Here is a 13,675-nt window from a genome sequence, read left to right as displayed (position 1 = left end):
TTATAGATGACGAACCACACTATTTTAGAACCGTTACCAGAAGACCAATGGTTTATTGAGAGCCAGGAACTACGATCCTTTGTAGCAACAGTGCGGGAAATTAGCGCTAGCACTGTTGACGATCGCACACAAACTCTCGCCAAACTAGAACCCTATTTTCAAGAACTCCTTGCTCAACAGGAATGGCTACCGGAAGAGTTTGCCCAAGTCAATCCCGAAAGCCGGATGGGTGGCGGTATTGGTCAGTGGCTGCTTTATCGCGCTAAAGACCGTTCGCTGTCAGTATTCAGTTTGGTAATTCCCCCAGGTTCAACAACTCCCGTCCACGATCATCTAGCCTGGGGCTTGATTGGTTTATACAAGGGTAATCAAGAAGAAACAGTCTATCGCCGTGTAGATAGCGGTGATGACGAAGGACACGCACAATTACAAATAACTGAAGTGCGTAGCCTTCAACCGGAAGATATCTACTGCCTCTTACCCCCAGATGGTGATATCCACGCCGTCAAAACCACATCCCAGAGCGCATCTGTATCCATTCATCTCTTAGGTAATGATACTGGTTGCGTCTGGCGCCACCAGTTCATCCCAGCATCTCACAGCGTCAAATCCTTTCGCTCTGGATATTCCAACGCTCCCTGTAAAGAGGAAGAGGAAAAAGAACATGCCCAAGTACGATAGACCAAAACTCCCAGTATTCGAGCGAGTTGAAGACGAACGCTTGCACCGTAAGCAACGCCTCGCCGCTGCCTTTCGCTTATTTGGTAAATTTGGGTTCAGCGAGGGAATTGCAGGCCATATTACGGCTCGCGATCCTGAGTTTACAGACCATTTTTGGGTCAATCCATTCGGCACATACTTCGGTCATATCCGAGTTTCTGACCTGATCTTGGTTAACAGAGAAGGTGAGGTGGTTAAAGGCGATGCTGAGGTAAATCAAGCTGCTTTCGCCATCCATTCTCAGATTCATGAAGCTCGACCTGATGTCATCGCAGCAGCTCACGCTCATTCACTTTATGGTAAAGCTTGGTCTAGTTTAGGGCGTCTCCTTGACCCCTTGACTCAAGATTCTTGTGCTTTTTACGAAGACCATGCCCTGTTTGACGATTTTACAGGTGTTGTTTTAGAAACTTCTGAAGGTCAGCGACTGGCGCAAGCCTTGGGGCCAAAGAAAGCTATTATTTTACGTAACCACAGCATTTTAACTGTGGGACATACAGTTGATGAAGCTGCCTTTTGGTACATTAGCTTAGAGCGATCGTGCCAAGCCCAACTGCTTGCTGAAGCTGCGGGTAGACCAACTAGTATCAAACACGAAACAGCCCGTTTAACACAAACTCAAGTGGGGTCACATATCAGTGGGTGGTTCAGTTTCCAGCCCCTTTACGATCGGATTGTGCGCGAAGAACCTGATTTGCTAAATTAGTGCTGTGTTTTTTGGTATTGGGATATTAAAAATTCAAAATTCAAAATTATTCGTGCCGCATCTCCTAGAGAAGAGAGTTACATAAGAGGATTTAAACCCTGACTGTAGCTTGCTTAAGAGCAGGGTAACTGAACTGAGCGGAGTAGCTCCAACTCCGCCTCCCAGATATTTATTGTCAATTTAATCTAAATTTATTTATATACTCCGGTAAACCTATAAGTTTATAGTATTGCTATAGTTCAGAGAAATCATTTTGATGATTAACCAAATCTTTCGCCGCTTAATTCCCAAGTGGATATCGTTGATAAAATTCAAGAATATCCCCTTTAACAACCAGCATAAATTAATCTTTTCTTCTCTTTTGCCAACAGTGGGGGCTTTTGTTACAGGTCTTTGTTTGAGCCTGCTATTTGCTGCTTGTTCATCGACACCGATTGTTAATGCTCCTAATCCCAGTGCCACATCTGTTAGTAATTCTGCTTCTAGTAAAGCAACAGTAGTCAGATTTGGCTATCAAAAATCGACCATTTTGCTGAGAACTAAAGGTGTTTTAGAAAAGCGTTTAGCGCCAGAAGGTATTACTGTACAGTGGACTGAATTTCAAGCGGGGCCACAACTACTAGAAGCGATGAATGTGGGCAGTATTGACATCGGCCCCGTAGGAGAATCACCGCCAATATTTGCCCAAGCTGCGGGAGCATCACTAACTTATGTTATTGGTACTGCGGCTACTCCGGCTAGTTCCGCAATTCTTGTTCCTCAAAATTCGCAAATACAAAAAGTTACTGACTTGAAGGGCAAAAGAGTTGCCTTTCAAAAAGGATCTAGTGCCCACTTATTGTTAGTCCAAGCTTTAGAAAAATCTGGATTGAAATATACAGACATTGAACCTAAATATTTGGCTCCGGCTGATGCCCGTGCTGCATTTGTAAAAGGGAGTGTAGATGCTTGGGTAATTTGGGACCCATTTTATGCTGCGGCTCAAGAGGCAACTAAAGCTAGAGTCTTGATTGATGGCACAGGGATTAATAAACAGGGAGGATATTATTTGATGACTCGCAAATTTGTTACTGAAAATCCCCAAACTGTCAAGGCAATAGTAGAGGAAATTCAAAATCTTGAAGAATGGTCTAAACAGAATCGAGAAGAAGTAGCTAAAACTCTCGCCCCGGTGTTAGGAATTGATGTAGAAACGATGAAAAAAGCAACTAATAGGCGGACTTTTGGGATTGTACCAATTGACGACAATTTGATAAATCTACAACAAGGTGTTGCAGATACATATTACAAATTGAAGTTAATTCCCAAAAAGGTAAATGTGAAGGATGCAGTGTTGACAAAAGAAGAATATGCTGCATTTGCACCAAAAACTTAAACTAGTACAATGAATCGGCTGTAGGGATGTACAGATGTATCTCCCTACAAATGGGATTGATGTTAGTAATAAAACAACTGACAATTTTGGAAATGTAAATCTTGGAATTGATTATGACTAATCCTACAGAACTACTGCGATCGCGTTACGGTGAAATTCCCTTCAACCCCGAAATTGCATGGAATGATTCACTAACAGCACTACTATCTCACCGTTCAATTCGGTCTTATCTATCTGATCCTTTACCACCGGGAACTCTGGAGTTGCTAATTGCAGCCGCCCAATCTGCATCTACTTCCTCTAATTTACAAACCTGGAGTGTGGTAGCAGTCGAAGATCAACAGCGCAAAGAGGAGTTATCCAAGCTGGCGGGAAACCAAGCACATATTAAGCAGGTTCCTTTATTCTTGGTTTGGTTAGCAGATTTGGCGCGTCTAAGTCACGTTGCTGACAGTCGCGGCATATCTCATGATGCGCTGGAATATTTGGAAATGTTTGTGATGGCAACAATCGATGCAACGTTGGCGGCGCAAAATGCAGCAGTTGCGGCTGAGTCACTTGGTTTAGGAACAGTATATATCGGCGGAATCAGGAACCGCCCGCAAGAGGTAGCACAGATATTGAATTTGCCCTCCTCTGTGTATGCTGTATTTGGGCTGTGTGTGGGCTATCCAAATCCTGAAGTAGAAGCAGCAATTAAACCACGCTTACCCCAGTCAGCGATACTGCATCGTGAAACCTATAAATTAGCAGAACAAGAAGAAGCGATCGCTCACTACAACGACATCATCAAAGAATTTTATACTGAACAAAAGATGAATATTGCTGGTGATTGGTCAGAACACTCAGCCCAGCGCATCGCCACTGTAGAATCATTGAGAGGACGCGATCGCTTGCGTGAAGTCCTCAATAACCTTGGCTTTAAATTATTGTAAACAAGAAGAATCAAGATTATGGATTTGCAACTCCGTGGCAAAGTTGCCTTAGTGACAGCTGCTAGTAAAGGTTTGGGCAAAGCTACAGCGAGGCAATTTGCCCGTGAGGGTGCAAAAGTTGCCATCTGCGCGCGCAGTGAGTTAATTGACAAAACGGCTGCGGAGATTGAAAGCGAAACAGGTACAGAAGTGCTATCTCTGCGTGCCAACGTTACCAGTCAAGAAGATATTGAACGAGTAATTAATGCCACAGTAGAAAAATTCGGCGGGTTGGATATCCTCGTTACCAACGCCGGAGGCCCACCTGCTGGTACTTTTGACGATATCGATTTGGCAACTTGGGAAACTTCGCTCAACTTGACTTTGCTGAGTGCGGTACGTCTGGTAAAGTACGCTCTACCTCACTTACGCCAATCTACCGCACCAGCAATTCTGACCATCACCTCAACCTCAACTAAACAACCAGTCCAAAATCTGGTTTTATCTAATTCCATTCGATTAGCAGTGATTGGTTTAACGAAAACTCTTAGCCAAGAACTGGGTAGCGATAAAATTCGCGTCAATAGCATTTTACCAGGCTGGACATATACAGAACGGGTGGAAGAATTAATTAACGCCCGCATCGCTAAAAATGGTGAAACTAAAGAAGCAGAAATTGCTAGAATCAATGGGACAGTCCCTTTGGGTCGTATGGGGACACCAGAAGAGTTTGCCAATGTTGCAGTATTTCTGAGTTCACCAGCAGCCTCATTTGTGAATGGAGTCATGCTGCAAGTAGATGGCGGAATTATTCAAAGTACATTTTGAGTGGCTTGATCCATCGAACAGAATTCAGAATTTAGAATTAATTCTGTACGACTGGCGTATAGCATAGCGGTAGTGAGTCATCCAGCGTCGGGCAGTTTTCCTCCTGCCCCCTGCCCCCTGCCCGGTTGTTGAGCGTAGTCGAAACACTGCCTTCCTCGATAAAAACTAACTTTGACTACTTTCATCATTTTTTCAAATGTTCTAAATAGACAGCAACCAGTATCATAATGCTGTTACATCTTTGTTAAGAATAGTTACAAGCTCTTAACACAAGGAAATATTTCTGATGGAAGTCTCACTTGAAAAGAATGCACCACATCGGGTTGTTATCGTTGGTGGCGGCTTTGGTGGACTGTATACAGCAAAAGCTTTGAAGAAAGCAAATGTAAATGTTACTCTCATTGATAAACGTAACTTTCACCTATTTCAGCCGCTTTTATATCAAGTTGCCACAGGTACGCTATCACCTGCTGATATTTCTGCACCATTACGATCTGTATTCAGCAAAAGCAAGAATACAAAAGTGCTGTTGGGAGAGGTAAATGATATCGATCCAAAAGCGCAACAAGTTATTTTGGGTGATGAAGTAGTACCTTATGACACATTAATTGTTGCCACAGGTGCTAACCATTCCTATTTTGGTAAAGATAACTGGAAAGAATTTGCTCCTGGCTTGAAAACCGTTGAAGATGCCATAGAAATGCGTCGCCAGATATTTTCGGCATTTGAAGCGGCAGAAAAAGAAACCGATCCCGAAAAACGCCGTGCTTTGTTGACTTTTGTGATTGTCGGGGGTGGGCCCACTGGTGTAGAATTATCCGGTGCGATCGCAGAATTGGCATACCAAACTCTTACAGAAGATTTCCGTAGCATCAACACCTCAGAAGCGAGTATTTTACTATTGCAAGGGGGCGAGCGCATCCTCCCACACATTTCACCAGAATTATCGAAAGTAGCAGCAGAATCTTTGCAAAAGTTGGGTGTGGCTGTCTACACTAACACCAGAGTGACAAAGATTGAAGATAACATCGTTACTTTCAAGCAAGGCGATGAATTGACAGAAATTACCTCAAAAACTATCTTGTGGGCAGCTGGTGTTCAAGGTTCGCCTATAGGGAAAGCCCTAGCAAAAAGTACAGATGTAGAGTGCGATCGCTCAGGACGTGTGATTGTAGAACCAGACTTGTCTATCAAGGGTTATAAAAACATTTTTGTAGTGGGAGATTTAAGCAACTTTTCCCATCAAAATGGTAAACCCTTACCTGGTGTTGCACCTGTAGCCAAACAACAAGGAGAGTATGTAGCTAAACTCATTAAACGCAGGCTTAAAGGTGAGACTTTGCCACAATTTCGTTACAATGACGTAGGTACTTTGGCGATGATTGGGCAAAATTTAGCTGTTGTAGATTTAGGCTTAGTCCAACTCAAAGGTTTCATTGCTTGGCTCTTTTGGCTAGTAATTCACATCTACTTCTTAATCGAGTTTGACACTAAAATAGTAGTAGCAATTCAGTGGGCATGGAATTATATTACTCGTAATCGTCGCTCTAGATTGATTACAGGTAGAGATGGTTTTGTAGAAGCAAAAACTGTTAACAAGAGGGTGCAAGAGCCTTCTGGGACACCTCTTTAACTTCAGGGTTCGCACCCGATAGTACTCATATCGTGTCCTGCTAAAGACTTATCATTTAGACAGCAGGGGAGCAGGGGAGCAGGGGGAAAGAGGCTGTGTAGCGAACACTATAAACCCTTTAAATTATTTACTGTCATAGCTGGCGATCGCAACAATCGTAGACAAAGGCACTTCCGCAAAATACTGTTGCTGAAATTGTTCTTCTCGAACAGCAGCTAAAAATCGTGCAACTGCTTCGTCAGCAAAGTTTTCGGCATTATCGTTTGGATTCCAGGTGAATTGTAAAGAACGGTCTTGTCGTTGAACTGTGAACCCTAAGTATTTTAAGGCTTTGATGCCGACAAGTAAGGTTTGGTCACTGACGCCGATTTTCTCTAAAAGTTGTCCGCGGGTAACTAGTTGATTTGTGCGACTGAGATATTTGGCAATTCCAACAAGAGTCAGCCAAATTTGATTAGGTGGTTGATGGTTAGGTTTAGACCAAGCGATCGCTAATTGTTGCTGATTCTCAAGCCCAGACTTAGAGCGGCTGATCGCCAAACATCGCCGCAACCACATACGTAAATCATCCCAATTTGTGGGACAATCTTCGATAATTAGTGCTGAGTGCTGAGTGCTGAGTGCTGAGTGTTCCTGATTCCGTAAGTCTAGGATGAAGGGTGTTAGCGATAGCGGGGCATTGAGTGCTGAGTTAGCAGAAGAACGCACGGCAATTAATCTGATTTCATAACGTTTTTTGAAGGTGTTGTAGTCTAGTTCTGCTATGCAATCACACCTTCCTACGGGCAATTCATCTTTATAGTGTCCCCACCATAAGCCAGGAAAAGCACTTCTGCTAGAATCATCCCGAATATCAAACTCAGCTTTAATGTACTGTACCTTTTTCCCTTGCCAATCCTGCTGATTGCGATGCCAAGAATTTTCAAACCAGCAGTTTTGAATTAGCAATTTCGGAACAGGATTACCCATTCCACAAGGTTCTAGCAGTTTCAGTTCCAAAAATAACTCTTTCCCCAAGTCGGCTACCGTTACCGTCAAGTCTGCTTGCACGGTCGGCGTTAGAGTTGTACTACCTAAAGATTGCCGCAACTGCTGATTAATCGCCGCCGTAAATAAAGGAATATTCTCCACCAACAAACTCAAACCAGCTGCAAAGGGATGTCCCCCAAAGCGATGTAACAAATGTGCTTGCTCTTTCACCAGCTGGTATAAATCGACAGAATTCACCGAACGAGCGGAACCACGAGCTAATACGAGTGCTGAGTTTTGAGTGCTGTTAGCGTTAGCGGGGCGTTCAGCCCGTTCTGAGTTAGAAGATAAAGAAGTAATTTCTCCCCCTGCCCCCTGCTCCCTGCCCCCTGCTCCCTGCTCCCCTGCTCCTTCCGTACTCAACAAAATCGTCGGGCGTCCTGTTTCTTGTGCTACCTGTCCCGCAACTAAGCCCAATACACCCGCAGGCCATTGGGCATCTTCTAAGACAATGACGCTGGTGGTTGATAAATCTAATTGGGTAAGTTTTTGCGCTACTTGTGCTTGCACATCTTTTTGTAAAGATTTGCGGCGGGCGTTGGCGAGTTCTGTAACTTCGGCGAGTTCGTTACAACGTTTGACATCGCGACTAGTTAATAATTCCACGCAGAAACTAGCATCACCTTGGATGCGACTAACGGCGTTAATTCTTGGTCCCAAACCAAAGGAAATATCTGTGGGGCGATCGCCACTTTTCTGGCACAATTCTAATAATCTTCCTACCCCTGGCCGCCGCCGTGCTGCTGCTGGCTGTTTAAAATCTTCTTGCAGTCGTTGAATTCCCATCTGTGCTAAGTAGCGACAATCTCCACTTAACTGCACTAAGTCGGCAATTAATCCAACTGCAACTAAATCTAATAAATCCTCCAACGGATATTTTGCAACATTGGGCAGACTTTGATATAGTGCTTCCACCAACTTATAAGCTACCGCCACCCCAGAAAGATTAAATAACTGATGTTCCTTTGGAAAATAGCGAGGATTGATAATCGCTGCAACCGGTGGGCGTTCGGCTGGTAAAGTGTGATGGTCTGTAACTATTACATCTATACCTAGCTGTTTGGCATAAATAATTTCTTCAACATTTGTGCTACCTGTATCGCAAGTAACAATTAATTTGCAACCTTGTTTTGCTAAGTTATCAATTCCTTGATTATTAAGTCCGTGAGATTCTTTCAGGCGATTGGGAATGTAGTAAACTAACTGAGTATTTTGAGCGAAAAACTGTCCCAATCCATCCCAAAGTACCGATGTAGCGGTAATACCATCGGCATCGAAGTCTCCCCAAATGGCGATTTTCTCTTTAGTATTATATGCTTGTTGCAAGCGTGCGATCGCTAGATGCATTTCTTGCCCAAACTCAAGGGGACTTGCTGGTTGATAAACTTTATAGTTGATAAAAGCTGTTAATTGTTGACGATCTTTAATACCCCGTTGCCACAACAACTGCGCTGCATACAGTCCACTTGATGCAGGTGTATACTGTTTCACTGCTTGGATAAACCACTCTGGTGGTTGTTCAGTTGCTGTTATAGTCCACTGCTGTTGTTCTGGCATACAAACAAAGTTAGGATTTAGAAGTTAAAACTCTTCAAATACAATGATAATTTGTAAATCTGTGAAGTTGACTTTTAGAAGAGTCAATACTGATAATACTGTTAATCTCTTCTAACCTCTTCACCGGAACTACTGTGAGTGTTCAATTACTAAATGAAGTTTTGATTGATATAAACGTCAGGTTTGTGGCAACAATCAAAATTGCCGTTGAAGTTACATACCAAGTAAACGCTGACATTATAATTTATAATAAGTTGAAGCAATTTTAAAACAATACAGTTGAGAATAAGCAACAAAACCCTCATGTAAAGACGCGATTTATCGCGTCTTGAAAGACCAATTATCTACACCAATAATCCTTAACTGAATCGTATTAAATTTTAGGATTGCTGCACTTATTTCATTGTTGAATTTTTAATATCACCAATCAACTCATCAATCCTTGATTGAGTAGTGTTCCAAGAACACATAAAACGTACTCCTCCCACACCAATAAATGTATAAAACTGCCAGTTTTTGGCTTTTAAGCTGTGAATGACTTCTTCAGGTAATTTCACAAATACGGCGTTGGCTTCTCTAGGAAACATCAAGTCAACGCCTTCTATATTTAATAGCTGATTTTCTAAGTATTCAGCACATTGATTAGCATGTCTGGCATTTTTTAGCCAAGCGCCAGTTTCCAATAAACCCAACCAAGGAGCAGAAATAAACCGCATTTTTGAGGCTAACTGACCTGCTTGTTTGCATCGATAATCAAAATCCTCTGCTAATGCTTTGTTGAAAAAAAGAATGGCTTCACCTAATGCCATTCCATTCTTGGTGCCACAAAAACACAATACATCCACCCCAGTTTTCCAAGTAATTTCAGCAGGACTTTTATTCATAGCGGCAACTGCATTTGCAAAACGAGCGCCATCCATGTGAATCTTTAAGTTATATTTGTTTGCAACTTCTTTAATACTTAAAAGTTCTTCAATAGAATATATAGTTCCTAATTCAGTTGATTGTGTAATGCTAATAACTTTAGGTTTAGGATAATGAATATCAGTGCGTTTGGTGACAATTGACTCTATAGAGTCTGATGTTAATTTGCCATTTTTACCGTGAGCAAGTAGCAGTTTAGAGCCATTAGATGCAAATTCAGGTGCGCCACATTCATCTGTTTCTATGTGAGATGTTTCATGGCAAATGACGCTGTGATATGACTGACAAAGAGCAGCTAAAGATAAAGAATTTGCAGCTGTGCCGTTAAAGGTAAAAAATACTTCACAATCAATTTCAAAGAGTTCCCGAAAATAATCTGTTGCTTTTTGAGTCCATTCATCATTTCCATAAGCTGGAACACTACCTTGATTTGCCCTAATCATATATTCCAGTGCTTCAGGACAAATACCAGAGGAATTATCACTTGCAAACTGTTCTAATTGGCTACTCATAATTTCTACTTTGATTTTTAACAGTAATTGTTACAATACTAGTAAATAATTTTCGACTTTGCCAAATGCATTGGCGAGTAATGCTATTAAATCAAAACAGAATTCAGGTGTTAGGAGCCAGAATTCAGTTGGCTATTTTGTGCCCCTAGCGGATGAATCAAAGGGTTTAATACCCGCACTAAATCTTGTCTTTCAGAGACGCAGCGCAAACGATTTAGTGATGCAACAATTCAGTGGCTGGTCTAAATCCCCGACTGATAGCGCAACGGAGAGCGAGTCCGCGGTAGCGAGTATAGACGCTAAGGGCGATAGCGTAGCGTTAGCGAGTCTTCTCCCAAGGGGAGACGCCAAGGGCGAACGAGCGTCGCGTCTAGATTCTGACTTCTAACTTATTCTTCAATTAATAATTCTGCTAATTCCAATAACTTTGGATAGCAAGAGGCTAATTTTTTATAACTATAGTTAATAATTAATGAAAAACAAGGTTTTTGACTTATATAAAAAATAGCGAGTCTAATCCTTTTGATTTTCACAACTTAAATCTGATTTTTCTATTTTGTCTCAACCTGAGTTGTTATAAAGTTAAGTAGGATCTTAATAATAGATAAATGACTTTGCTGATGTGTACAGAAAACTGGAATCTTATGTTGACATCACTGAGATGTTTAATTACTACGGTGTCTTCGTCAGCCTTGTGTTTAGGGTATTTTGAGACGATAAACATCGCAAATAACTAAATATTATGCTAAAAAAATAAAGTTTGCTAATCAGAATGCTAATTATGTACTTATAATATACTATACAATAATAATTTTTTACTAAGTAAGTATGAAATCACTATTTGGCATATTTGTCCTTTGTTAGTTCTCAGTAGTCATTTGTTTATTTTCTACTGACTAATGACCAATGATCAATGACCAATGACTAATAACTAATGACTGAACCATTGATTGAACTGAAAGGTGTTTCTAAGTCCTTTGGTAGCCATAAAGTTCTAGATAATGTAGACTTGACCGTTTACCGGGGAGAAGCACTGGGTATTATTGGGCCATCAGGGACTGGGAAATCAACCATCTTACGAGTCATGGCAGGGTTACTTAGTCCCGATGAAGGAGAAATTTATGTGCAAGGAGTGCGGCGAGAGGGTTTGATTGAGGATGGCGGACAGCAGGTTGGCATTGGTATGGTGTTTCAGCAGGCAGCCCTATTTGATTCGCTGACAGTGGAGGAAAATGTGGGATTTTTACTTTATCAAAATTCAAAGCTGCCGCGATCGCGCATCCGAGATTTGGTAGAAGAAAAATTGGAGATGGTAGGTTTACCAGCAATAGGCCACCTCTACCCAGCCGAACTTTCCGGGGGAATGCGCAAACGGGTAAGTTTTGCCCGTGCGATTATGTCTAACCCTGATAATCCCAGTGAAGGGCCAGAAGTTCTACTATACGACGAACCAACGGCCGGACTCGATCCCATTGCCTCGACAGTAATCGAAGATTTAATCCGCCACTTGCAATGTTTACATGGAGTTTGTAGTACATACGCCGTTGTTACCCACCAGGACAGCACTATCCGCCGTACATCTGATAGACTTATATTTCTCTATGAAGGTAAAGTGCAGTGGCAAGGTACAGTTAGTGAAATATACAACACAGAACATCCCTTGATCAGACAATTTATCAGTGGAAGTGTTCAAGGCCCGATTAAAGTCGCCGGCTAGAAACTTAAAAGCCAGGAGTAAAGAGTTAAATTTAACTACTAACTCCTAACTTTTAACTCCTAATTGGTTATTGGTTGTTGGTGGAGGCAAAAAAATGCGAGGTCTTATGACAAGCCGCTTCGCGTCTGGGCGAACATTTAGAGAAGGTTCTGTGGGGTTATTACTCCTGCTAGGACTAGGGGTATTTGGCTTACTCTTTCTGTGGTTAAATCGATTCACCGCTGCTGGCCGTTCATACAAAATTATTGTCGAATTTGCCAACGCTGGCGGTATGCAAAAGGGAGCAGCAGTTCGCTATCGTGGCGTTAAGGTAGGAACTATTTCCCACGTTCGACCAGGCGCAAATGCCATTGATGTAGAGATTGAAATTGCCCAAGCTGACCTCATTATTCCCCGTAATGTTGTAGTGGAAGCTAATCAAAGTGGATTAATTAGCGAAAGTATTATCGACATCACACCAAAAGCAACCTTGCCTGCTGGGGTTGTGACTGCTAAACCCCTAGATAAAAGTTGTGATACCAGCCTCATAGTCTGTAATGGCTCTCGGTTAAAAGGTCAGGTTGGTATCAGTGTTGATCAACTAATTCGTAGTTCAACTGAGCTAGCCGGTGCTTACAATGATCCAAAATTTTATAGAAATGTCAATAGGGTTCTAGAAACTACCACAGGCGCAGCATCAAGTTTTAGTGAGCTAAGTCAGGATTTACAAGGTTTGACCAAAAGCTTACAACTACAACTTAGTACCTTTTCCGCTACGGCTAATTCAGTGCAACGGGCGACAAACCAACTTAATACATCTGCAAATCAAACAGTCAATAAATTCGGTGCAACTGCAACTCAAGCAAATCGATTGCTGAACAACCTGGATAATTTGTTGACAACAAATCGTTCGACGCTCGTTGGTGCATTGAACAATATCACCGAAACCAGCAACCAATTGCGTGTTACAGTCAGTAGCTTATCACCGTCTGTCAATCGATTGACTCAAGGAGAATTACTCAACAATTTAGAAACGCTTTCAGCAAACGCAGCCCAAGCCTCAGCTAATTTACGCGATGCTTCTAAAACCTTAAACGATCCAAAGAATGCGGTGTTGCTGCAACAAACTTTAGATTCAGCACGAGTAACCTTTGAAAATACCCAAAAAATTACATCTGATTTAGATGAATTGACAGGCGATCCTAATTTCCGTAAAAATCTGCGGCAATTGGTGAATGGTTTAAGTGGTTTAGTATCTTCTACACAACAGATGCAGCAACAAGTGCAGGTTGCTACTACTCTAGATTCTGTAAAAGCTGCTGTGAGCAAACCAAAGAATCTAATTCTTACCCCAGCACCAACCCAACAGGCGATGTTTAATGACAAGTCGCTACGAGTCTACGAAATGAATCCCTCAGCGGCTAATTTTGCAAGTACCGACACCGACCTTCAACCAAATCCCAGTCCGTCTATCCCAAACTCATCCCAAGAAAACCTTTTGAAGCAGCTGCGGGATTACGGCAAGCAACGGGAGGAACTGGAGACGAAGAAAGAGGCTATACAGGTTGACCCTTCAACTTCGCTCACTGCTGACCCTGAGCAAAGCCAAACTGTTGAGAATTTTAAGTAAGATATTTTACTATCAGGTAAATGTGTTGAAGCTCATCGACACCACTCGCCATAACCTTGAAAGGTGTCGATTGTTTACATAGTAGAGTTTTTAGGCTGCAAAACCCATTGCTTATTGATACAGCAGATTTCAAGTTGGTGAGCTACACAAG

General features: G+C 42.1%; 10 protein-coding genes. 8 read left to right on the top strand and 2 right to left on the bottom strand.

Features of this window, described 5'->3' with window-relative positions:
- Positions 1-6: 6 nt before the first annotated feature.
- From HWQ42_RS13575 to HWQ42_RS13550, 6 genes are all read left to right on the top strand, one after another.
- Positions 7-681, top strand: a complete 675-nt coding sequence (locus HWQ42_RS13575) for a hypothetical protein (protein WP_292812779.1) — start codon at positions 7-9, stop codon at positions 679-681.
- Positions 665-1,426 carry a class II aldolase/adducin family protein gene (locus HWQ42_RS13570; RefSeq protein ID WP_292730711.1) on the top strand — a complete coding sequence of 254 codons (762 nt, stop codon included), beginning with the start codon at positions 665-667 and terminating at the stop codon, positions 1,424-1,426. The genes HWQ42_RS13575 and HWQ42_RS13570 overlap by 17 nt, the downstream gene beginning before the upstream one ends.
- 256 nt (positions 1,427-1,682) lie before the next feature.
- The gene (locus HWQ42_RS13565; protein ID WP_292812777.1) at positions 1,683-2,801 is read left to right on the top strand and encodes a sulfonate ABC transporter substrate-binding protein; all 1,119 of its coding nucleotides are present in this window, start codon (positions 1,683-1,685) and stop codon (positions 2,799-2,801) included.
- A 113-nt stretch (positions 2,802-2,914) separates the two neighbouring features.
- Positions 2,915-3,736, top strand: a complete 822-nt coding sequence (locus tag HWQ42_RS13560; RefSeq protein ID WP_292812774.1) for an NADPH-dependent oxidoreductase — start codon at positions 2,915-2,917, stop codon at positions 3,734-3,736.
- Positions 3,737-3,754: 18 nt separating this feature from the next.
- The gene (locus HWQ42_RS13555) at positions 3,755-4,543 is read left to right on the top strand and encodes an SDR family oxidoreductase (RefSeq protein ID WP_292730705.1); all 789 of its coding nucleotides are present in this window, start codon (positions 3,755-3,757) and stop codon (positions 4,541-4,543) included.
- A gap of 286 nt (positions 4,544-4,829) precedes the next feature.
- Positions 4,830-6,176, top strand: coding sequence for an NAD(P)/FAD-dependent oxidoreductase (locus tag HWQ42_RS13550; protein ID WP_292812772.1), 1,347 nt, complete (start codon positions 4,830-4,832; stop codon positions 6,174-6,176).
- Positions 6,177-6,299: 123 nt separating this feature from the next.
- Here the strand turns inward: HWQ42_RS13550 and HWQ42_RS13545 are convergent, their stop codons facing one another.
- Together HWQ42_RS13545 and HWQ42_RS13540 are read right to left on the bottom strand one after the other, a co-directional pair.
- On the bottom strand, positions 6,300-8,762 hold the full coding sequence (locus HWQ42_RS13545) for a DHH family phosphoesterase (RefSeq protein WP_292812770.1): 2,463 nt from the start codon (positions 8,760-8,762) through the stop codon (positions 6,300-6,302).
- Between the two features lie 395 nt (positions 8,763-9,157).
- Entirely contained in the window at positions 9,158-10,198 is a 1,041-nt protein-coding gene (locus HWQ42_RS13540; RefSeq protein ID WP_292812769.1) for a low specificity L-threonine aldolase, read from the bottom strand.
- 934 nt (positions 10,199-11,132) lie between these two features.
- On the opposite strand from HWQ42_RS13540, the gene HWQ42_RS13535 reads away from it, so the two are divergent.
- Entirely contained in the window at positions 11,133-11,915 is a 783-nt protein-coding gene (locus tag HWQ42_RS13535) for an ABC transporter ATP-binding protein (RefSeq protein WP_292730696.1), read from the top strand.
- Between the two features lie 94 nt (positions 11,916-12,009).
- Positions 12,010-13,524, top strand: a complete 1,515-nt coding sequence (locus HWQ42_RS13530; RefSeq protein WP_292812768.1) for an MlaD family protein — start codon at positions 12,010-12,012, stop codon at positions 13,522-13,524.
- Positions 13,525-13,675: the final 151 nt, after the last annotated feature.

The organism is Nostoc sp. JL23, from assembly GCF_017115065.1.
Taxonomy (GTDB): Bacteria; Cyanobacteriota; Cyanobacteriia; order Cyanobacteriales; family Nostocaceae; genus Nostoc; species Nostoc punctiforme_A.
The sequence above is the reverse complement of the archived record's forward strand: the minus strand, read 5'-3'. Positions and strand labels throughout refer to the sequence as shown.